Below are 21,758 nucleotides of genomic sequence, written 5' to 3'. Positions count from 1 at the left end.
GTATGTTTGACTTTGATGAACAAACACTAATTGAAGAATCTAAAAAGCATTGCGAAGAGTTTTTGCAGAAAGAACAACGCTCATTAGCCACATTTACAGGAGATTCTAGTTTGATCTATATCCCTGATCCAAAACTACAAAGATTTTTATTAGATCCTTCCAGAGGAGTCTTATACTTACCGTTGGAAAGTTTTTTGGATAGAAAGTTAGATGACAATCAAATCATGTGGCATATCTATTATGAGCTAGCCTTATATCCTGATTGGAAAAAACAAACTAAAAAATATCTAAACAGAAAAAAAGATTGGCAGAAAGAAATTGATCACATGACAAGCTATATTCTAGCTAGGATAAAAAAAGAAGGCTTGGAAAAAGACCCTGCATATCAACCAAAAGTTATTTCTAATTATGTAAGAAAAGAAATTTTTGATTTGTTACATCTATTGGATAAACAGACATCATTTCTAAGAGTTTTGCAAATGTGTCCTATATATAGGGATAAAGAAAATTTCGAGAAAATTGTTTCATATATGAAAAAAACAGGTAAGACCATAGAGTCAATTTCTCAAATGCCTAGACACAGAGCTTTTACAAACAGCTTTTTTATTATTGAATTATATAAAATAGAGCCTAAAATCGAAGAATGTGTTGAAAACCCATTTGATAGAAAAATTTTTAATCAGCCTTTTTTCGAGTTTGTTCAGTATCAATTAGTTAGACAGATAAACAATGGTCAAGGAATTATAGAGAGAGATCCATTTATTAAGTCTTTCATCTTTCCAACTTTTGAGCAATTATGGAAACAAGAAATTGATGAAATGATGCTATATAAGTCAAAAGTACAGAAAGAAGAGCAAGTCAAAGGAAGTGAAAATCCTTTTGAGCAGTCAAACGCAGATGATATACCAGATTCACTAGAATCTACCCAAGAAGAGGTGGAAAAGATTTTAGAAGAAATGCTGGATCAACAAGACCAAATAAGTGAGAGCGTACAAAATACTATACAAGGTAAGGTAGATTTAGAGTCTTATGGCATTAGCCAATCAGATCAACAATTGTTTCAATTTTATTCAAATAAAATGAAATTGGAAAGAGAACAAATGCGTCAATTTTGGAAAAAGCTGATAGGGGACGCAAAAAAAGAAATGAGCGTAAAAAAAGATGGTCAATTAAAGGGGAAACTAGATGTCGATAGCTTTATTAACTTTTATCCGGATTTTGTAGAAGCTGAGAAAAAGGGGAATTACAAGAACCTTCCGATTTTCAATAGATACTTATTAGAAACTCAAGCAGATATATTACCTGAAAGGATAGAGATTTCTTTTGTGATAGATAATTCAGGATCAATGAATGCATCAAAAATTGAGGCGGCTAGAAAAGCTTTGGCAGTGACCTTGCTATCAATAGATGATTTTAATGGATATTTAAAAAGCAATGCAGAACAATTAAATCAAAAAGTAGAAGTTTTAAGTGAAACCTGGTTTTTTGGCAGTAAGTATTATAATGTTAAAGAATTTAACGATAAAAATGTGAAAGAAAAAGAGAAAAGCGACATAATCCGCTCAATCGTAAAGCTAGATGCAACAGATGGAGCAACTGACGATGCAAGCTGCCTTAGAGAAATATCCGATAGAATTACGTCCCTGCAGGAAAGTGAACTTAAAAAAGGAAAACAAGTAAAGATAGTTTTCGAAATTACAGACGGTGCATCAAGTTTTCCAGGATCAGCAAAAGAAGCTGTACAAGAATTATTATCTAAAAATGTTGAAGTCTATGCATTTCAAATAGGAAAAAATAGCGAAACAAATGAAAAAATTTTTAACTTTGTATGGAATGAAGGATATAAACAGCCACACGGAGTAATGATTGGTGAACAAGTAGAAAAACTGCCAAAAGAACTGCTAAAAGCAGTAGGAAAAAATATGCAATCTATTTTTAACAATTAGTTGGATAAGCGTTGCTTTAGGGGAGTAACAATTACGCAGAACTAATGGATATTGCGTAATTATATAAGTAATATAGCAAGCCGAACTATATAAAAAATTATTAGTCTTAAATTATATTTTATAAAAAGAAAACTAAGGAGAACTAAATCACTTAGCTTTCTTTTATTCCTTTACCAGAGTTTAATGGCAGAAGATCACCTATTGTATACATTACGGATATGTATGTATCCTTATCAACTGAGAAACACTAGCTCCACAAAAGAAATTAAGAGCATTTAATTGTTTTTTTATCTATTAATTTTTTAACGCATCATAGACTCTTTTTTTATTTTGATTTAACTCTATCTTTTAGATTTATATTCTTTCTAGATTCATTTATCTCTTTATTAATTTTAAGACTCTTAGATTTTTTAATAAATAAAAGTATTATCAGTAGGATACAGATAATTACTATAGTACCAATCCAAGAGAAAGTGTTTTCTACTATACAGAAGGTACCAGAGTTTCCATCCATAGAGAAGACAAGATAACTTCCATTAATAGAAGAATTCACTTTTTCCCATCCTTTATCTGTGGATTCCCATACCGTTACATTTCCCTTTGTTTCAGGTAGAAGTAGTCTAAGGGTTGCATCTTTCTGTCCATCTTCTTGACCTTCTAGTTCAACTGTCCAAGCTTCTAAAATTTTATTATGTTTCATTGTAAACTTGGCAGTATTCATATCAAAAGGAAATACTTTCAGCCCAGCATTTTTATGGAAACGACCTTCTGCCAATAATAAAGGTAAAGTACCGTTATCTCGTACAATCTTGCTAGATAAAACAGTTACCAATGGAGTATATATAGCTTCAACTGTAGTATTAAAAGTCATTCGGCTAAAGTCAAAATCTTCCCAATGACTATCATAGCCATCTTTTTTAGGTATAGTTGGCAATAATTTTAAATCAAAGGAATCTCCATATTGGAATGGCACTTTTTCAATGATATTGCCATCAGCTATAAAAGTTATGGAGAATTCAGAGAAAGCCTTTGGTAATGTTTCCACCTTCAATAGTTCCTTATAACTAATAGGGGAAGCTTTTTCACTATAACTGATTCCATCAATGGCAGCAAGTGTATCATGGACATAATAGTTGTTAGAAACTTTTCCTTCGGTTTCACCTGCTATAGAGCCAATCCATTCAGTTCCATTTTTCAATTGAATTAGTGTATAGGAATCTAAAATATTCTTTCCATATCCAGCAATACCACCTACATAGTTTTCACCTGAAATGGAAGACAGTACAAAAGATTTACGTATTGTTGAGTAAGAAGCTCCAGCAATACCGCCTACATAATCTCCACTTTTACTTTCCACATCTCCATAGTTTTCACATCCTGTAATTGTACCTAAGTCCATACGACCTACAATACCTCCTGCATAGCTTTCTTTTACAGTTGCTTTACCATGATTTATACATTCTCTAAGAACTGCAGTAGTTTGATACTTAAAGTTAAGGGAAGGATTTCCCTTTTTAAATACATCATCTTCTGGGTCTAAATCATATTCGATGGCAATAGACCCAGCTATTCCTCCAACACTGATATCACCATCGACAGAACCAAAATTTATATTTCTATAAACTGTACCTAGATTAGTATCTTCTGTATTTTCATCAGATATATCTTCTATAAAATCAGAGGAAGGCCTATCTTCTTTGGACATTATTAGAAGATCAAATATCGCAAAGACTTGGTTACTAATAGTTTCAATATCAGAGACTAAAAGGCTGCTTGCATCTTTTATTTTAGTATTCATTGTATTTATTTGCGAGGATATATGCCCTATATTATCAAATAAGTTTTCTCCAGATTGTCGATACTCGCTACTTATATTTGGAAGTTCAATATTAGGCTCAGATGTTAGAGAAAGTAATAAGTCTTGGATAGAAACTACAATTGTGGTTATGGTCTCAGAAGCATCTCCAAAGCTATTAAATCCACGACTAAAATCACGAAATACACGGCCTGATTGTCTAGAAGTAGTTTCTAGATTGGAAAGAGCATCATAAATATTTCTAATAGCCAGTTCAAACTTTCTAGAGGAATTCCACATATCATTAAATATATTATTTAAATGATTTTTTACATCTGTTGTAATTTCCAATAGTGCCTTACTAAATATAGTAGAGGCCTTTTCTTTAAGTTTAGATAGAGCTGTTGACATGGATGCTAAAGCATTAGATAATTCTTCTAACTCTTGTGATAGACTATTCCAATCAGGATTATCAATATCTAAATCTTTTAGTGCCTTTAAAATATCAGATATAGCCTTGCTACTATCTATGAAGGATTGGTCTAGTTCAGCTAAACCTTCCTCAAATTCTGGAAGTACCTTTTTTATATTTTCTTCATTCCCTAAATTATTTAGTAATTTATGCAAAGTATCTTTAATTTTATGGATAGCCTGTTTTCCTAAATTTACTGATCTCCTTAAATTTTTTAGAGCTTTCTTGGCTTCATTTACTGTAGAAGCCATATCATCAGATGTGATTTCTAGATTGTCAAATCCAGATTCTATATGATTTATTGCAGTATTTAATATAATTGAAAGCTTTTCTCCATCCTCTAATATAGGTATAATTTCTTCTAGGGTATATGCAATACGTTTACTGGTTATATTCACCGTGTCTGTGATATTATCAATATAATCTGTAGCTCCCCTAGATAAAATCTGCATAATATTTTTAGTATCATCAACTGATTTTACTATATCAGCTAATTGAGAAGAGACAGATAGGGAAGAGGACCTAGTATCTGTAAAGGATCTACTCAAAAGATTTTGTAAAATATCTAGTTCATGGTCAAGTTTTTGTAGAGTATCCTCAGAGAAATGAAGCATTAAATATGGCTCTACCTGTCCAACGATACCTCCAACATCTTTACGACCTAGTACAGTATTATAATTATGACAATTGCTTAAATACCCAGATTGTCGCCCTACAACACCACCAACATTGTATCCCATATGCTTGTATCCTACAGTACCACGATTGATACAGTCTTGAAGAAATCCAGATGAGAAACCTGCTATACCTCCTGTATCAGTATGTGCTTTAATATTTTCAGTTGAATTGAGTTGTGACCAGTTTATATCATCTAGATTTAAAGTAGGTTCTATGGCGGAAGTATTGATTTCAGACATATTGGTGGATTTAAGAATAGTACCTAGATTTTGGCCGACTATACCGCCAGTATAATGTTCTCCAGTTACTTTTCCTTCAGATGTACAATTGGATATTGTACCAGTTGCCTCATTTATACCAACTAATCCACCTATATTATTTTTTCCGCTAACTATTCCGTTAAAATTACAGTTTTGAATACTACCTTTATTATTTCCAACAAGGCCACCTATAATATTTTGACTTCCAGAAGGGGTTATATTACCAGAAATATTTAGGTTTTTTATAACTCCATCTTTTTGTAAATAACGAAATAATCCTTGGATAGACCCACTTTGAGATATTAAAAGACCAGAGATAGTATGTCCTTGACCATCAAAGATGCCACCAAAAGTAGGTATTGGCGAGAACTCTATATTTGAAAGGTCAATATCTGAGCGTAATACAACAGTCTTACCTTGGAAATAGGTGTCGAGAGATGCATTCTGACTAAATTCCAATAAATCTTCTGCAGAATCTATATAAACAGTATTGGATACAGCAAAAGATAGGTCTAAATTAGTTACCAATAAGGTGGTGCAGAGTATAATCGATAGAATACTGTTAGATAATTTATTTGATTTCTTCATCATAGTCTTCCTCCTTTCTTTGTGAACTAGATAAAGTCTCAGAATCTATTTGTTTTATAGCGCCAACTTCTACTAGGGCATTCACATCTCCGATAACTGTACCATGAATTTTTGCATCTATCATACCAGATACATATCCACGAACATGACCATCAACTTTAAGATGTCCCTTATGGCTTTGTGTATGTGAGAAGCCTTTGAGTTTAAATCCAGTTTTATCGATAATAGTATCACCTAATAATAAAATTTGAGGTAATACCCCCATGACTAAAATCATAGATATAATTGTTCCACGACCTAGAGAACTTCCAATAGAGGAAATAGAAGGTTCAGAGGAAAGATATCCAATTAAAAGACCAGCTGAAGCCAATATACTTCCAGATGTAATCAAAGTAGGAAAAGCTCGATTTAAGGCTTCTACCATAGCATCTGAAGGTGGCATAGTCTGTTTTAGTTCTTGGTAGCGACTAGTTATAACAATAGCATAGTCTATATTTGCACCCATTTGGATAGAGCTGACTATTAGATAACTCATAAAAAATATATTTACATTATTTAAAGCTGGAATAGAAAAACTAATCCAAATACTTCCTTGAATTATAAGCATTAATAATACTGGTAAACCTGCTGATTGAAATGTAAATAAGAGTACAATCATGACAAAAATAGCAGAGGTAATGCCAATAATGGTATTATCACGGGTGAAGGAACTAGACAAATCATAATTATTAGTAGATTCTCCAACTAGATAAATATCTTTTGGGTAGTATTTAAATGCTATTTTATGAATTTCATTTAACCATTTAAAGGTTTCTTCACCCTCCTCAGGTATATTAGTATTTATAAGTAATCTTGTATAGTTTTTTCCTTGTAACTGGAGTTGTGCATCTTTAAGCTGAGTATACATATTATCTAGTTTTTCTTCTAACTCCTCATCTAAGGTCACATATCCTGCAACTTTTTCCTCATGTAAGAAAAGAAACATATCTATAAGGGGTACAGCATAACTATCTAAACCATTTACTATTTTCCCATAGGATTCTTCATGTACTGCATAGGCACTATATAATAAACGTGCTACCTTAATATCTAAATCTGCCAGCTCAGCAAACTGACGAGACGTGAGAGTATCAGTTAGAACATAATCTTCCACAGCTTTTATATTTGCAAGACCTACTGCGGAATCTGTAATTTCCAATGATTCCAACTCTGCAATCAATTTGCCCTCTTTCTCATAATCTCCAGTAGGAACTAATAAAGCCATGAAATTATTTTTTATAAAAGTATCTTTAATCATCTTCTCTGCAATCTGTTCCTCATTTTGTTTCCTAGTAGTTAGTGTACTATATCCATATACATAATTAGATTTATTAGAAAAATGAAATCCTAAAATCAATACTATTATGAAAATAGGAGGGATTATATACCGAGTTTTGACTACTATACGGCTAAAGGACGTAATATCAGGTATAAAACTTCTATGGGCGGTTTTATCAATTCCTTTACTAAATATCATAAGCAATCCTGGCATAAGGGTAAATACCGAGAACAAACTCCATATTATTGATTTTATTAGAACTATTCCCATATCAAATCCAATTTTAAACTGCATAAGCATCAATGCTAACAGGCCAGATATGGTGGTTAAACTACTGGCAGATATTTCAGGAATAGCTTTACTTAAAGCGGCTATGACTGCCTCTCTAGGTTCTTGAAAAGCTCGTTCCTCAGTATAGCGATGACATAGAATAATAGCATAGTCAATAGCTAGGGCAAGCTGTAGAACTACAGCAATAGAGTCGCTTACAAAGGAGATCTCTCCTAAAAGGAAATTGGTTCCCATATTCAGTAAAGCAGCTGCACCAAAGGTAATCAAAAGTACGGGAATCTCCAAATAAGTCTTGGATGTAAATAGTAGTACGCTGACTATAATTATTACAGCTATTATCATAACTACTTCCATCTCTTTATTAAGAATATCTGCAGAACTAGACCCTACTTCTGTAGATATATATAAATCATATTTTGAAAGCGTATCCCTTATTTTTTCCATAGCTTCTACACTAATTTCATCAGATACTTCTCCCGAAAATGTAATCTCAAATAAGGCAGAAGCAGAACGGAAATGCTTATCATTGTTCTCGAATAATACGGAGGAAACACCTTCTATATTTTCCAATTGTACGGCAATATTTTCAGCTTCTTCATATGTAATATTGCTTACCATAATTTTTGCTGCAGCATAGGTAATAAACTCATTCTCCATTAAGGTAAGTCCCTTTCGAGTTTCTGTATTTTCAGGTAAATAGTCTGTTAGATTATTATTTACAAATACCCATTGAGAAGAAAATACGCAAAAAATTATCAAACCAATAAAAAGTAAGAAAAATCCATTGCGTTTATCTACAATAAAAGTTGCCATGTTTTCCCAAAATGTTTTTTTATTTTCTGCTGTATCCATTTCAAATTCCTCCTCTACTAAATTTTATTTATTATAAAAAGAAAGGGATTGTATAGTTTAGACAGTTGTATAAAAATATACAACTGTCTAAATATATGTTATAATCATGATACAGTAAGGATAAATATATTACAAGAAACAGAGTTTGACCTATGTTTAAAATTATACAAAAAATAAAATATGTCATATTGGAGGTAAATATGAAATATGTTGATAGTACTGAAACGACAATCGCTACTAAGCGAACATTGAAAAATTTAAGACAAGCATTGAAGGATTTATTAAAGACAAAGGCCTTTGAGAATATATCTATTCAAGAACTATGCGATAAAGCCATGATTTCTCGTGGAACTTTCTATAATTATTTTTATGATAAATATGATTTACTTAATTACGATTGGAAACAATTACAATTAGAATTAGATCCAGAGTTTACAAATCCTGATTTAAAATCCGATGATTATGAGAAGTATATGAATTTGTTCTTAGGAAATCTAATAACCTATCTTTCAGAAGAACTAGAAATTTATAGAAAAATAAATAATACTAATGCAAATAGTATATTCTTTATAAATATGCATGAATACATTGCAGAACAGATTTTATTAAAACTAAAGGGATCAATGGAAGATGGAAGTAAGTATAAACTACCTACAGAGCTTCTTGCCACCGTTTATGCCAATACAATCATTACTGTGGGAAGATGGTGGCTACAGCATGGAGAAATATATACGAAAGAGGAAGTTCACAGGTTTTTTAGTATTTTAATCGACCAAAACGTGATTTTTGAAGAATGATTGATCTAGCGCACCCATCTCTATTCAGAAAATTGATGAAGATGTAGGAGTATGGTCTGCTAGCCATAGGATCTACCATACAATACTGAGTATTATAATGAAGTATGTTTTCGATAAAAGTACTGCAATACCCATTTTTAAATTAACATGTAGCCTAAAAGAATAGTTTATGTTTCTTGTAACCCAGCTACATTAGTAAGAGATTTGGACTATTTAAATAAGAGAAGATATAATGTGGAAAAAGTGCAACCAATGGATAGGTTTCCGCATACGAGTCATGTTGAAGTCGTAGTTCTACTTACGAAGTAATAAAACATTTGCGGAAAGGAAGAGAATAAGATTAAATTCTATATTCACAAAGTATACTTAATAGATTTGCAGGCAGAGATTGATAAAATATTTGATAATCCGGAACTATCGGAAAAGTTTTCTCAAGAAGAATTAAAGCAAGCTAAGAAAGAACTATTGTCTAATTATATTGTAAAGTGTGTTATATACTCCTACAAGCTAAGGTCTTATTATAACTTTACTTTCAAGTTATAATAAAACTTGCTATAGTAGTATAGATAAGTATAGAAAGGGTGAGATTTAATTGAAAAAGCAAAAAAGAATTAGAGATTATGGAATAATTATAGGAGATCTACCAACTGGAAATTTAAATAAAATAACTGATGTAAAGGGTATTAAAGTAGGTCATTGTACAATAGATACAAATGAGAATAAAACTGGTATAACAGTAATTCTTCCAATGGAAGATAATATTTTTAAAAATAAACTTGTTGCAGCATCCTATGTTTTAAATGGATTTGGCAAAACAATGGGACTTGTACAAATAGAGGAATTAGGTACCTTAGAGTCTATTATTGCCCTTACAAATACTCTAAATGTTGGATTAGTACATGATGCGGTAGTAGATTACATGATAGAACAATGCAAAAATGATAATATTAAATTAGAATCTATAAATCCTATAGTATGTGAATGTAATGATAGTTACCTTAATAATATACAGACGAGGGCAGTGGGTAAAAAACATGTTTATAAAGCTATTGAGGATGCGTCTACAGATTTCCTAGAGGGGGATGTAGGGGCTGGTAAAGGTATGAGGTGCCATTATCTCAAAGGGGGAATAGGATCTGCTTCACGTGTAATCACCATAGATAATAATACATATACAGTGGGAGTATTGGTTTTATCTAATCATGGACGATTGGAAGACCTTGTAATTGATGGAAATAAAATAGGCAGAAAAATTTCTGAAAGGTTAAATAATGAAAGTTTAGTTGATAAAGGTTCTATTATATCAATAATAGCAACTGATTTACCGTTAAGCAGTAGACAGTTAAAAAGAGTATGTAAAAGAGCAGGAGTTGGTTTAGCAAGGCTGGGTTCCTTTATTGGACATGGAAGTGGTGAAGTTATGATTGCTTTTTCTACTGGAAATATTTTAAAGGATGATGATCCAGATATAGTTAATATCAAAATTTTAAAAGAAGATAAGATCGATATAGTTTTTAGAGCTGTTGCCGAGTGCGAGGAAGAAGCAGTATTAAATTCTATGATTACTTGTGGCAAGGTAATAGGAAGAAATAACAATACATTAGAAGTTTTAAGTAGTTATATAGAGTAAAATGTTTACCATAGATAGGAACACTGACGGGAGCGATTAAACCTTGTCTTTATACTTTAAACTTAGCACAGATTGCATATTATTGAAATAGCCCTCTATGACATTTCAACTTATCTTAGAGGGCTGCTTTTACAGAGCATTAGATCTTCCAAAGGAAAGCTTCGTTATATTTAGTGTCCGTGCTCCCTTTCGGCATCTTCTTTAGTTTGATGAACTGTACCATGTGGATGTGCAGGTGGCGCATAGATAGAGTACAATTTAAGAGGTTTATTACCTGTATTGATTAGATTGTGCCATTTACCAGCAGGTATCATGATCGCAAAGTCATCACATACTTTTCTTTGAAAATCCAAGTTACATTTACTATCCCCCATTTTAATAAGTCCTTGACCTTCTTCAATACGTATGAATTGGTCAACTGTAGGATGAACTTCTAAACCTATGTCTTCACCAATATTGATGCTCATCAAGGTAACTTGTAAATGGTTTCCGGTCCATAAAGCAGTACGAAAAGTATTATTTTGTTTAGTAGCCTTCTCAATATTAACCACAAATGGTTCTGGCCCATAATCCCTTAATTCAATTAGAGCATCATCATTTATTGGTTGTAAAAAACCAAATTCATCAACAATATAAGGATACTGATTAGAAAACTGTTTCGAAAATTCTGTGTTATACATTGGTGCATTAAGGTAGTAAGGACATGAATATGTGTTATAAACACTATACATATTATCTAAGGTATACATTGGTGTATTGTTAATAAAATAAGGATATGGATATGGATTATAAACATTATACATATTGCTCATTCCTTTCATAGGCTTATAAAATTATCATATGCTATATGTTTGGAGAATGTGCTCTAATTCATGCATTATAAAACATATTTGCTGTATTAAAACAAATCAAAATTATATAATGATTAGTCATTTATAATCTCCTAAATTCTTTATGAAAACGGGAGATTTTTTTATTGTTTATCTTATTTAAAAGCCGCAAATATTTTTAATAGACATATTTAAATAGATTTCATTTTGTATTTATCCTCTTTCTAGATGATGAGATAGGAAAAAGTTTATTGAAAACCTGATACAGGTTAAAATATTCGCTGTAGTTAGAACTGTTGCTAACATACCAACAGATGCCTATGAGGAAGGATTTTTGTTTGCTATTTGTAACAAGGTCTACCTATTCAGAATATAATAAAATAAAACTTATTAGGGAGCGTGTTTCAATTGCAATTTTCACTCATTACAATTTTAGAAGCAATTATGCTTGCTTCGGCATTATCTATGGATGCATTTGTATCAGGTTTTGCTTATGGAAGCAATAAAATTAAAATACCCATGCTATCTGTTCAAATCATTAACATTATATGTAGTTCTATTTTAGGAATATCGCTTTTAGTTGGTACTGTGCTTAAACAGTACATTCCTTCATGGCTTACGTTAGCAATTTGTTTTATAATTTTGTTTACATTAGGTGTTGTAAAGCTATTAGACAGTGTTACAAAATCAATTATCAGAAAGCATAACCATTTGGACAAAGAAATAGAATTCTCAATGTTTAATTTTAAATTTATTCTAAATTTATATGCCAATCCGGAAGAAGCTGATGTGGATGCTTCAAAAGTAATTTCACCAATTGAAGCCTCTTCCCTTGCAATCGCATTGTCATTAGATGGTATGGCGATTGGATTTGGGGCAGCACTTGGGAATATAAACGCTTTAGCGGTCTTTTTATGTTCACTTGTTACCGATGCCGCTGCCATTATATTAGGGTGCTATATAGGAAATAAAATTGCTCGAAAATTATCCTTTAATTTATCTTGGCTAAGTGGCGTTCTTTTAATTATTTTGGCATTTTTAAAACTATTTTGATAACGGATATATTTCGGATTTTTCTTGCAACTTTTCAAGAAATATAATATAATTATTCAGGAATAGGGTCGAACCCTGTTCTTTTTTGTTTAATAAAGGAGCTAAAATCAAATGAATAATAATAAACTTAGGAAAAAGAGCAAAAAATCCAACACCAAAGCATCGATTTTTATAAAGACTTTGTTTATATCAATGGCTGTTTTTACTGTCTTGATTTTTTCTGGCGTATTGATTTTCAAGAGTATAGTAAAACCTCCCAGTATTCCGAATTTAGAGGATATTGCATTTCTCCCTCCAGACGGCGAATCAGAAGATATGTTAATAGGTAATGGTTTGCGTGCTCCCGAAGGTTTTACAGCCGATGACAGAAAAGAGGAATTTTATACTTTTCTAATTGTGGGCTTGGACGGAGGCATTAATACGGATACGATTATGGTTGCTTCTTATGATGGGATTAATAATGAGGCAAACATTATCAGCATTCCACGCGATAGCTTGGTAAATGTTAAGCGTAAGATTAAGAAAATTAACGCCGCATATCCGGCCGGCACTATATATGGCGATGGAAAAGATGGCGGAATCAATCAGTTGAAAAGAGAGGTTAAAACTATTGTAGGATTTGTTCCTGATTTTTATGTTTGTATTGATCTTGACGCATTTGTTAAAATAGTAGATGCTGTTGGCGGAGTAGATGTTTACGTACCACTAGATATGAAGTATGACGACCCATACCAAGATTTACATATTAACATAAAGGAAGGCGAACAAATTCTTGATGGTAAAAATGCCCTAAAGTTTGCACGTTATAGAAAAGGCAATAATGGTCGCAATATTATTAGTGATTATCAGCGTATAGAAAATCAACAGGCTGTAATTAAGGCTATGCTTACTAAATTATTGAGCCCTGCAAATATATTGAAGATTTCTGAATTTATAGGCATATTCAATGAGAATGTATATAGCGATATTAAATCCGAAAATATGCTATGGTTTGCTGATCAGCTGAATAAAATCAGGGGAACAGACGCACTTTCAACATATACAATGCCCACCAGCGGTACCAGTGGGCTTCCAATGTATTATGAATATCTTGATGAAGATGCAATTGTTGAACTTGTTAATAAGACCATAAATCCGTATAAAATAGATATTGAGGCGAAGGATTTGGATATTATTAATGGAAAATAAATTTTTTGAATTCAAATCCTTTATTTAAAAGAAGGGCTTCGTGTTTTGATCCTAATAAGCGTCAACGCGATATGAAAAACTAAAGAATAGCGTCGGTATTTTGGAAACAGAATGCCGACGCTTTTTTTATATGAATTTATTAATTATAATCTGCTCTTCACATGTCAATATGCTCTTGCATATATTGTACTGCAAGAAGGCACTATGTCCTTTAATACTCATAATAAGATAATTGTTAGATATGTTTATATAAATTAAGACTCAGTCCAGATGAAGTTCTTACTCCCACTTAAAGAAGTAGGAGATTTGAAATTGTAAGTCATCTGATAAATGTAGACAAATAATAAATTGCTATAGGAAGTGAAAAAAATGATAATATCTAAAACACCACTTAGAATCAGTTTTGTAGGTGGAGGAACGGACTTACCTTCATTTTATAAAAAAATTAGTGGAAGAGTTCTTAGTACAACAATTAATAAATATATTTTTGTAATTATTAAAAAATCTTATGGTAATGAAGTAATACTAAACTATTCTAAAAAAGAGATAGTCAAAAATATTAATGATATTAAAAATGAATATATCAAAGAATCTATGAAGTCAGTTGGCATTGACAAAGGAGTTGAGGTTACTATACTTTCTGATATTCATACTAAAGGAAGTGGTTTGGGTTCTTCTAGCTCATTAATAGTCGGTTTATTAAATGCATTATACCATTATAAAAATGATCCTAAGCCTTTAGATTTTTTAGCAAAAGAAGCATGTAGACTAGAGATTGATGTATTAGGTAAGCCAATTGGTAAACAAGATCAATATGCTACATCTTTTGGAGGTTTTAAAATATATACCTTTAACTCTGATGAAACTGTTGAAGTTACTCCTATTACTCTAGATGAAGTAAGTCTTTCAAATTTAGAATCATGTCTATATCTTGTTTATACGGGTATTACCCGAAGGTCTTCAACTATTTTACAAGAACAAAATACTAAAATTGATGTTAACTTTGAGCATCTTAAAGAGATGTCTCTAATGCCTTTACAAGTGGCGGAAATGCTAGAGCAAAATCAATATGATGATTTTGGAAACTATTTAAATACTGCTTGGAATTATAAAAAACAGCTTGTTGACAGTATTACTAACCCCAAAATTGACCTTCTATATAGTAAAGGGCTAGAGAATGGTGCTATAGGTGGAAAGCTTTTAGGCGCTGGTGGTGGTGGGTTCATTCTCTTTTATGTGCCCCCAAAAAACAGAGAAATCTTTATAAGAGAAATTAGTAAAATTTCCAAAATATTGCCATTTAAATTTGAACCTTATGGCAGCAAAATTATTTTCAATTCAGAGAGTTAGTAATTGATCTAATATAGGAGGAAGATACATGAATGTTCTAATTACTGGAGGAGCAGGTTATATAGGTAGCCATTGTAATAAGTTTCTTCATCAAAAAAATATTAATACGATTATAGTGGACAATTTAAGCTTTGGGCATAGTGAAGCAGTAAAATGGGGAACGTTTATTGAAGGAGATTTTGGGGACAAATGTTTTATAAGTAATATATTTAAGAATTATAATATTGATGCAGTTATTCATTTTGCCGCATGTGCCAATGTGCCTGAATCTGTAATTCAACCAAATAAATACTATATCAATAATGTTTCTAATATGATAAATCTTCTAGATTCCATGGTCGAGAATAATGTTAAATATATTGTATTTTCTTCGTCTGCTGCAACATTTGGTAATCCTAAATATACACCTATTGATGAAAAACATTCTCAAGATCCAATAAACCCCTATGGTGAAACCAAATTGATTGGAGAAAAACTCCTTAGAGATTATGAAAAAGCATATGGAATTAAATATGCTATTATGCGATATTTTAATGCAGCTGGAGCAGACTTAGATTGTGAAATAGGTGAATCTCACTACCCTGAACACCATTTACTCCCTGTTATTTTTCAGGTTTGTCAAGGCGTTAAAGATAAGTTGAATATCTATGGTAATAATTATCCTACTAAGGATGGAAGTTGTATAAGGGATTTTATTCATGTAACAGATCTGGCTTGGGCGCATTATTTGGCTTTAGAATATCTTATTTCAGAAAATCAATCACAGGACTTTAATTTAGGTAGCAACATGGGATTTTCTGTAAAAGAAATAGTGAAAAAATGCGAAGAAGTTTTAGATATACAAATAAATTATCAATTAAGTAGCCCCAGGCTTGGAGATCCAGCCATATTAATAGCTTCAAATACTAAGATTAAAAGCCTATTAAATTGGGAGCCAAAATATAGTGACTTGGAAACTATTATAAAATCAGCCTGGGCTTGGGAAAAAATTAAAGACTATTAATTTATAGTGGGAGGAATATTCCATGAAAGATTTTTTTCATAAATACAAACAAGAACTAATAGAGTCAATCAATAAAATATCTCAAAAAGATATAGAACAATTTTTTCAAATTATGTTAGATTCATATAATAAAAATAAGAAAATAATTATTATTGGTAATGGAGGCAGTGCAGCAACAGCATCTCATTTCTCTTGTGACCTAGGCAAGGGAGCATCTGTTGAAGGTGTTAGAAGATTTAGAGTTATAAGCCTAACCGATAATATCCCTTTGATTACAGCCATTTCAAATGATATATCCTACGATGAAGTTTTTAAGTATCAATTAGAAAACATTCTTGAAGAAGATGATTTAGTAATAGGAATTTCTGCCTCTGGCAACTCCGAGAATATAGTTAAAGCATTTGAGTATGCCAAAAGTAAATCTGCAAAAACTTTTGGCTTAGTTGGCTTTAGCGGTGGAAAAATAAAAGATTTATCTGACGGTTATATTCATGTTCAAAGCTTTAATTATGGCATTGTTGAAGATATCCACTTAATTATAGAGCATGTATTAACGCAGTATTTTAAGAAATACATGGGAGAAATAAGTATTAATAAACCTAATAAAATCCTTGGGCTGGGAGATTAAATGCATAAAGCAGTTTTTTTCGATAGAGATGGAGTCATAAACCAAAAAGCCAATGAGCATGATTATATTAAAATTTGGAATGAATTTAAATTGATTCCTGAAATTATTGGTGTGATGCAACATGTACAATTAAAAGGCTATAAAATAATAATTGTAACAAATCAAAGAGGGATAGCAAGAGGTATTATGACTATAAATAATTTAAATAAAATACATGAAAATTTGCGGCAACTTCTCCATATCCATAATATATATATAACAGGCATATTTTATTGCCCCCATGATATTCATGAGAATTGTAGCTGTAGAAAACCTAAAGTAGGTATGTTCCTAGAAGCTAAAAAACTATACAATATTAACTTTGAACAATCTTTTTTAATAGGTGATTCATTAACAGATATTATGGCCGCTAATGCATTAAAAATAAAATCTATTTTATATAATGAAAGTGCTATCAATAAAAAATTTGAACCAATGCCTAGATATATTGTTACAGACCTTAGTGAAATAAATAAGATTATAGATTAAAACCTTTCATTTTAAGGTTCTAATTTTAGGAGGGATTAAGATTGACAAAGCATGACGTAAAATTGCCAGCATATTATCAAAACAGAAAAAATGATAGTTATGATAAAAATAGTGATAATAAAGAAATTAAGGATATTCCTGGGATAACCGTAATTACTAGTACGATAAGACCTGAATTTATAGAAAATGTATTTGAAAATTACAATAGACAAACATATCAAAAAAAAGAGTTCATTATTGTTTTAAACAAAAATAGCATGGACATCAAGGAATGGGAAAAAAAAGCAAAGCAATATAAAAATATTAGGGTGTTTCAGCTTGATGAAAGAATTTCCTTTGGCCAATGTTACAATTTTTGTGTAAGTAAATCAAAATACGATTATATTGCTCCATTTGATGATGATGATTACTATGCTCCTAATTATTTAAATGATATTGTTGAGGCATTTCAGACTTCAAAGGCAGATGTTGTTGGTAAAAAAGCTCGCTATATTTATTTTGAAAGTTCTGGAACACTAGCTCTTACAGGCCTTAAAAAGGAGAATTGTTATGTTGATCATATTGATGGTCCTACATTATCTTTTAACAAAAAAATATTTGATAAGGTTCAATTTACCGATAAACCTATTGGGGTTGATGGTCAGTTTTGTAAAGACTGTATTGCTAAGGGTATAAAGATATATTCAACAAATAGGTATAACCATGTGTATATTAGACATGCATCTGGCCATCAGCATACTTGGGTAGTAAGCGATGAGAAACTCTTAAGCTGGTGTAAAGTAATAGGAAAGATAGAAAATTACCAAGAATATGTTGCTAAATAATAAATTAAAATTAAGCTACTAATCTTCAGGGATGTTAGGAGGTATTTCTATGAATATATCAGCTGAAAAAATAAGGCAGAATTATTACGAAAGATTGTCGGCATATTCTCAACACGCTAAATGTAATGATCATAATATAAATACTAGTGATAATAGTAATAAGAAACATACAAAGGATATGTCTGGAATAACTGTAATTACAAGTACTATAAGACCCCAATTTATGGATAGTATATTCCAAAATTATAATAGACAAACCTACGCGAAAAAAGAGCTTATCATTATTTTAAATAAAAATAGTATGGATATAAACCTATGGAAAGAAAAAGCAAAACAATATGCAAATATTAGTATATTTCAGATTGATGAAGAGGTTCCATTGGGAGAGTGTTATAATTTCTGTGTAGAAAAATCAACTTATGACTATATTGCTCCATTCGATGATGACGATTACTATGCTCCTAACTATCTACAGGACATTGTTGAAGCCTTTAAAATTTCAAATGCAGATGTTGTCGGTAAAAGAGCTAGATATGTTTATTTTGAAAACTCAGGAATATTAGCTATTTCAGGTAGTAGGTATGAAAATAGCTATGTTAATTATATTGATGGCCCCACATTATCTTTTAATAAAAAAATATTTGATAGAGTTCAGTTTAGTAATGTTCCATGTGGAATAGATGTTCAGTTTTGTAAAGATTGTACTGCTAATGGTATAAAAATATATTCCACGAATAGATTTAACCATGTATATATTAGGCATTCTTCTTCTCATGATCACACATGGAAAATAAACGATAATATGCTTTTAATGTATGGTGGTTGTAGAGTAGTTAGAAAAACAAATAATTATCAGAAATATATTACTAGATAGCTCTGAAAAAGCATCTTTGATGCTTGTGCTAATAAATCCTAGATTTACTTCAGCGACAGCAAAGCTGTATGAGCACCTTCCTAATTACTGAAGGGGAACACTTCCCCTTCAGTCTCTGTTTCTATGATTTTTTTAATTTTATCTTACTATCTTTTCCTAGCAATAATTGATTAGTTTTTATTTCCTCTTTTTCTCCTTCAATTATACAACCTCTTTCAATAATACTCGAGTCAATTGTGCCACTTATATTAGAAATAATAGATTCATCTAGGATTATACTGTTTTGAATATTACAATCTGTAATTTTAGCATTATCATAGATAGAGGTGTACGGCCCTATATAAGCATCTTTAATTATAGTGTTGTTTCCAATAGTTACTGGGCCTGTAATAATACTATTTTTAACTATTGAATTATTGCCAATAAAAACCATACCATCTAGTTTTGAGCCTTTGTCAATGATACCGTTATTTTTAGGCTTTATATTAGATAGTAAATATTGATTTGCTGCTAAAATATCCTCTGGCTTACCTAAATCCTGCCACAAGCAGTCAAACTTTTCATAAGATACTGCATATCCATTATCAATTAACCATTTTATTGCATCGGATAACTCATATTCATTTCTATTTGAAGGTTTTATATTTTCACAAGCAGTAAATATATTACTATCAAAGGTGTATATACCTGCTAGAGCTAGATTGGTAGGTGGATTATTAGGCTTTTCAATTACATCTATTACTCTGTCATTCTCTATTTTGACTATTCCATATCTGCTTGGATTACTAACTTCATTAATTAGAACATGGCAATTGAAATTTGAGTTAACAATATTGTTAATTGCGTTTTTAATGTCAGGATGATAAAGATTATCCCCTAAAATCATCAAAAATTTTTCGTTTTGTATAAAGTCTATAGAGCTTAAAACTGCATTTGCAAGGCCCATAGGCTTCTCTTGCTTAATATAATTGAATGCTATATTTTTATTATCATATTCTTTTAAAGCTTCCTGAAAGCTAGCTTTATTTTCTCCAACCACAATGCCTATTTCATCAATGCCCATATCAACTAATATATCAATAATAAAAAATAGTATTGGTTTATTAGCTAAAGGTATTAAATGCTTTGGCAGTGTATGTGTTATAGGCCACAGTCTACTTCCGACTCCTGCACATAGAATCAATCCTTTCATTACGATTGCTCCTTCCGGTTTATTGATATTAAGCACTTTATTATATTATATGTTGATAAAATTAGATGTGATAGACTAAGACCCAGCTCAGACGGAGTTTTTAATCCTACTGAACGCAAAGTAGTGTAAGTGCCTAGGGGTATATCTATGGAATATGCAATTTGTATCTCCAACTTAAAGAAGTTAGAGAAGAAAGGTTTGACTTATATAGTTTTGTGTTTGTGGTGGGTTAGTCAAATATTTTTTAAGTTAATTTGACTTTGGCATTGGTGGTTTAGACTAAAGGGTTTGAGAGAATATTATACTAAAATATTTGTTAATTTAAGTACAATATTTTATTTAAAAGGGGAGATTTTAAAATAAAAAAGTATTATATTAAAGATATTAAATATATAAGTATATACAAATTGAAGTTAAATGATATATATACGACTATCTGTATATTATAGTAGATTCTATGAAAAATGTTAAATTACTTTTTAATTTATGTAACATTTTAACGGAAAATGTAACTAATTATATGAAAGGGGGATTTTAGTGAAGCAAATAGAAAACTTATATATACTTTACAGACAGGATATTTATAATTATCTGCTTTCTTTAACTCATAATCAGACCCTTTCCGAAGACTTACTGTCAGACACCTTTGTAAATGCAATTAGGTCTATTGAAAGTTTTAAAGGACAATCTTCAGTGAAAACATGGTTGTTTTCTATAGCTAGAAATTTATGGTTACAAAAAATTAGGAAAGAAAAACATACGGTTGAATATAATGACCTTTTAGAATTGTATGTATCAGATAGTATAGCAGAAAGACTAATTACAAAAGAAACAGCAATAAGAATTAAAAATCTATTATTAGAAAAAGATGATCGTACTCAAAAAATAGTAAATATGCGGGTAGAGGGTTATAGCTTTGGTGAAATTGCACAGGAGGTAAATATATCAGAAAGCTCGGCAAGGGTTATTGATTTTCGTGTAAAAAAATGGATCAAAGCTATCTTGGAAAAGGAGGGACTAAGTTGAATATATCTTGCGATGTAATACTTGATTTAATACCGCTTGTAAAAGATGGTGTTGCAAGTGATGACAGCACTATAATAGTTAATGAGCATATTAAAAGCTGTGAGAGCTGTAAAACTGAATTTGAAATTTTTGAATCTACTAATATAGAACAGCCAGTAATAAAAGATGAGAAAATAATTTCTGCTATAAAGCGCAGTATTTTTATAACACAACTTACCATTCTTGCCGCAGGTGCTATTATTGGCGTTGCACTCTCAAATTCTATGGGTATGTTTTATAACTTTATAATTATGCCTCTTATTGGAGGCATAGGTTTTACTGTACTTAAGAGAAAATGGTACTTGACTCCTATGGCAATTTTCATACTCACCTATTTATGGCAAACTATAATAGGTATAGTGTCAGGTGGATTTAACTGGATTGCTCTATATATCGGATTATATTATAGCATAATATATACTATGTTGGTCTGTCTAGGCTTAGTTATTGCAATGCTTCTAAAGTTTACATTTAAGAAAGAAGGGTAAAAATGATAAAAAATACAAGATGAAGAATATAAGCTATCTGAAGAAGGAAAGAAATGTTATTTAACTTATAAATAAAAACGAAGTTAATATAATAGAATGTTCAGCCTC

The 21,758-nt window shown here is 31.1% G+C and carries 18 protein-coding genes; 14 read left to right on the top strand and 4 right to left on the bottom strand.

Annotation, left to right across the window (positions count from 1 at the left end; translation table 11 throughout):
* The first annotated feature begins 2 nt into the window (after positions 1-2).
* Complete coding sequence (locus HYG84_RS01115; RefSeq protein WP_212379947.1) at positions 3-1,946, top strand: vWA domain-containing protein; 1,944 nt, start codon at positions 3-5, stop codon at positions 1,944-1,946.
* A 325-nt stretch (positions 1,947-2,271) separates the two neighbouring features.
* Here HYG84_RS01115 and HYG84_RS01110 read toward each other — a convergent pair whose 3' ends face one another.
* Together HYG84_RS01110 and HYG84_RS01105 are read right to left on the bottom strand one after the other, a co-directional pair.
* The gene (locus HYG84_RS01110) at positions 2,272-5,742 is read right to left on the bottom strand and encodes a GLUG motif-containing protein (RefSeq protein WP_212379945.1); all 3,471 of its coding nucleotides are present in this window, start codon (positions 5,740-5,742) and stop codon (positions 2,272-2,274) included.
* A complete protein-coding gene (locus tag HYG84_RS01105; protein ID WP_212379943.1) occupies positions 5,723-8,200 on the bottom strand; it encodes an efflux RND transporter permease subunit in 2,478 nt (825 codons plus the stop codon). The genes HYG84_RS01110 and HYG84_RS01105 overlap by 20 nt, the downstream gene beginning before the upstream one ends.
* A gap of 200 nt (positions 8,201-8,400) precedes the next feature.
* Between HYG84_RS01105 and HYG84_RS01100 the strand changes: the two genes are divergently transcribed.
* The 3 genes from HYG84_RS01100 (at position 8,401) to HYG84_RS01090 (ending at position 10,627) form a co-directional block, all read left to right on the top strand.
* Positions 8,401-8,997: a TetR/AcrR family transcriptional regulator C-terminal domain-containing protein gene (locus tag HYG84_RS01100; protein ID WP_212379941.1), complete on the top strand. Its 597-nt coding sequence runs from the start codon at positions 8,401-8,403 to the stop codon at positions 8,995-8,997.
* A 204-nt stretch (positions 8,998-9,201) separates the two neighbouring features.
* Positions 9,202-9,306 carry a hypothetical protein gene (locus HYG84_RS20715; protein WP_334301085.1) on the top strand — a complete coding sequence of 35 codons (105 nt, stop codon included), beginning with the start codon at positions 9,202-9,204 and terminating at the stop codon, positions 9,304-9,306.
* 283 nt (positions 9,307-9,589) lie between these two features.
* Positions 9,590-10,627 carry a DmpA family aminopeptidase gene (locus HYG84_RS01090; RefSeq protein WP_212379939.1) on the top strand — a complete coding sequence of 346 codons (1,038 nt, stop codon included), beginning with the start codon at positions 9,590-9,592 and terminating at the stop codon, positions 10,625-10,627.
* Positions 10,628-10,797: 170 nt separating this feature from the next.
* Here HYG84_RS01090 and HYG84_RS01085 read toward each other — a convergent pair whose 3' ends face one another.
* Positions 10,798-11,430 (bottom strand): cupin domain-containing protein, encoded by a 633-nt coding sequence (locus tag HYG84_RS01085; protein WP_212379937.1) that lies wholly within the window; start codon positions 11,428-11,430, stop codon positions 10,798-10,800.
* Between the two features lie 435 nt (positions 11,431-11,865).
* On the opposite strand from HYG84_RS01085, the gene ytaF reads away from it, so the two are divergent.
* From ytaF to HYG84_RS01045, 8 genes are all read left to right on the top strand, one after another.
* Positions 11,866-12,510, top strand: coding sequence for a sporulation membrane protein YtaF (gene ytaF / locus HYG84_RS01080; RefSeq protein ID WP_249168687.1), 645 nt, complete (start codon positions 11,866-11,868; stop codon positions 12,508-12,510).
* A gap of 111 nt (positions 12,511-12,621) precedes the next feature.
* Entirely contained in the window at positions 12,622-13,698 is a 1,077-nt protein-coding gene (locus HYG84_RS01075; RefSeq protein WP_212379935.1) for an LCP family protein, read from the top strand.
* A gap of 369 nt (positions 13,699-14,067) precedes the next feature.
* Positions 14,068-15,048 carry a GHMP family kinase ATP-binding protein gene (locus HYG84_RS01070; RefSeq protein WP_212379933.1) on the top strand — a complete coding sequence of 327 codons (981 nt, stop codon included), beginning with the start codon at positions 14,068-14,070 and terminating at the stop codon, positions 15,046-15,048.
* Between the two features lie 28 nt (positions 15,049-15,076).
* Positions 15,077-16,051: a UDP-glucose 4-epimerase GalE gene (galE, locus tag HYG84_RS01065; RefSeq protein WP_212379931.1), complete on the top strand. Its 975-nt coding sequence runs from the start codon at positions 15,077-15,079 to the stop codon at positions 16,049-16,051.
* Between the two features lie 22 nt (positions 16,052-16,073).
* Positions 16,074-16,679 carry a D-sedoheptulose-7-phosphate isomerase gene (locus tag HYG84_RS01060; protein ID WP_212379929.1) on the top strand — a complete coding sequence of 202 codons (606 nt, stop codon included), beginning with the start codon at positions 16,074-16,076 and terminating at the stop codon, positions 16,677-16,679.
* Positions 16,680-17,207 (top strand): D-glycero-alpha-D-manno-heptose-1,7-bisphosphate 7-phosphatase, encoded by a 528-nt coding sequence (locus tag HYG84_RS01055; protein WP_212379927.1) that lies wholly within the window; start codon positions 16,680-16,682, stop codon positions 17,205-17,207.
* A 41-nt stretch (positions 17,208-17,248) separates the two neighbouring features.
* Positions 17,249-18,031 carry a glycosyltransferase family 2 protein gene (locus tag HYG84_RS01050; RefSeq protein ID WP_212379925.1) on the top strand — a complete coding sequence of 261 codons (783 nt, stop codon included), beginning with the start codon at positions 17,249-17,251 and terminating at the stop codon, positions 18,029-18,031.
* A 49-nt stretch (positions 18,032-18,080) separates the two neighbouring features.
* Complete coding sequence (locus tag HYG84_RS01045) at positions 18,081-18,905, top strand: glycosyltransferase family 2 protein (protein WP_212379923.1); 825 nt, start codon at positions 18,081-18,083, stop codon at positions 18,903-18,905.
* 121 nt (positions 18,906-19,026) lie between these two features.
* Here HYG84_RS01045 and HYG84_RS01040 read toward each other — a convergent pair whose 3' ends face one another.
* Positions 19,027-20,097, bottom strand: coding sequence for a glucose-1-phosphate thymidylyltransferase (locus HYG84_RS01040; protein WP_212379921.1), 1,071 nt, complete (start codon positions 20,095-20,097; stop codon positions 19,027-19,029).
* Positions 20,098-20,634: 537 nt separating this feature from the next.
* On the opposite strand from HYG84_RS01040, the gene HYG84_RS01035 reads away from it, so the two are divergent.
* Together HYG84_RS01035 and HYG84_RS01030 are read left to right on the top strand one after the other, a co-directional pair.
* The gene (locus HYG84_RS01035) at positions 20,635-21,123 is read left to right on the top strand and encodes an RNA polymerase sigma factor (protein WP_212379919.1); all 489 of its coding nucleotides are present in this window, start codon (positions 20,635-20,637) and stop codon (positions 21,121-21,123) included.
* Entirely contained in the window at positions 21,120-21,650 is a 531-nt protein-coding gene (locus tag HYG84_RS01030; protein WP_249168686.1) for a zf-HC2 domain-containing protein, read from the top strand. The genes HYG84_RS01035 and HYG84_RS01030 overlap by 4 nt, the downstream gene beginning before the upstream one ends.
* Positions 21,651-21,758: the final 108 nt, after the last annotated feature.

This window comes from Alkaliphilus sp. B6464, assembly GCF_018141165.1.
Lineage (GTDB): Bacteria > Bacillota > Clostridia > Peptostreptococcales > Natronincolaceae > Alkaliphilus_B.
This window is presented reverse-complemented; position numbering and strand designations above follow the sequence as displayed.

Coding starts and splice junctions, on each gene's coding strand:
- HYG84_RS01115 (WP_212379947.1), top strand. CDS start 3: ATGTTTGACTTTGATGAACAAACACTAATTGAAGAATCTAAAAAGCAT.
- HYG84_RS01110 (WP_212379945.1), bottom strand. CDS start 5,742: ATGATGAAGAAATCAAATAAATTATCTAACAGTATTCTATCGATTATA.
- HYG84_RS01105 (WP_212379943.1), bottom strand. CDS start 8,200: ATGGATACAGCAGAAAATAAAAAAACATTTTGGGAAAACATGGCAACT.
- HYG84_RS01100 (WP_212379941.1), top strand. CDS start 8,401: ATGAAATATGTTGATAGTACTGAAACGACAATCGCTACTAAGCGAACA.
- HYG84_RS01085 (WP_212379937.1), bottom strand. CDS start 11,430: ATGTATAATGTTTATAATCCATATCCATATCCTTATTTTATTAACAAT.
- HYG84_RS01075 (WP_212379935.1), top strand. CDS start 12,622: ATGAATAATAATAAACTTAGGAAAAAGAGCAAAAAATCCAACACCAAA.
- HYG84_RS01070 (WP_212379933.1), top strand. CDS start 14,068: ATGATAATATCTAAAACACCACTTAGAATCAGTTTTGTAGGTGGAGGA.
- galE (WP_212379931.1), top strand. CDS start 15,077: ATGAATGTTCTAATTACTGGAGGAGCAGGTTATATAGGTAGCCATTGT.
- HYG84_RS01060 (WP_212379929.1), top strand. CDS start 16,074: ATGAAAGATTTTTTTCATAAATACAAACAAGAACTAATAGAGTCAATC.
- HYG84_RS01055 (WP_212379927.1), top strand. CDS start 16,680: ATGCATAAAGCAGTTTTTTTCGATAGAGATGGAGTCATAAACCAAAAA.
- HYG84_RS01045 (WP_212379923.1), top strand. CDS start 18,081: ATGAATATATCAGCTGAAAAAATAAGGCAGAATTATTACGAAAGATTG.
- HYG84_RS01040 (WP_212379921.1), bottom strand. CDS start 20,097: ATGAAAGGATTGATTCTATGTGCAGGAGTCGGAAGTAGACTGTGGCCT.